Raw genomic sequence first — 479 nt, 5'->3', positions numbered from 1 at the left:
GTCGGTTGGTCGCTTTGCCCCTCGGCCAACTGGTAATCCGCACGGTGCCGCTCCAGGGCCTGTCGAGCGAGCTGTTTGCCACGTGCCAGATTGTCCATCTCCACCGGGTAGTGGTAGTCCTCAAGCGTAGGTCTGAATTCGGCGGTGGACTGACTTTCCAGCAGCCGGCTTGGCCGATTGAAGTCATAACCCCGAAGCGTCACCGTGCTGGTACGCGTGCTGAACCGCTGGGAGAACTGGCTGATGACCGGGTGGTCCGCGGCCATACCACTGGCCTGTTGATAGGGCGTGGCCTCCAGCGTGGGGAAGTAGGTCTGATCATCGGTGAACACCAGCTGATGACCGTCCGGGCTGTGCTGGTGGTGCCAGGCAATCCCCTCCTCACTGCACAACCTTTGTATCAGTTGAAAATCGGATTCCCCGTATTGCGTGCAATATTCGCGCTCGGGACTGGTGCTGACCTGAAAGGTATAGGCATC

Annotated in this window: 1 protein-coding gene; it reads right to left on the bottom strand. The window is 59.5% G+C overall.

The annotated features are described in order from the left end of the window. Window positions 1-479: contractile injection system protein, VgrG/Pvc8 family (locus tag KW848_RS31350; RefSeq protein WP_256365351.1), on the bottom strand; the 479-nt coding region annotated here is incomplete at both ends.

The sequence above is a fragment of the Pseudomonas sp. PDM25 genome, from assembly GCF_019219045.1.
GTDB lineage: Bacteria > Pseudomonadota > Gammaproteobacteria > Pseudomonadales > Pseudomonadaceae > Aquipseudomonas.
This window is presented reverse-complemented; position numbering and strand designations above follow the sequence as displayed.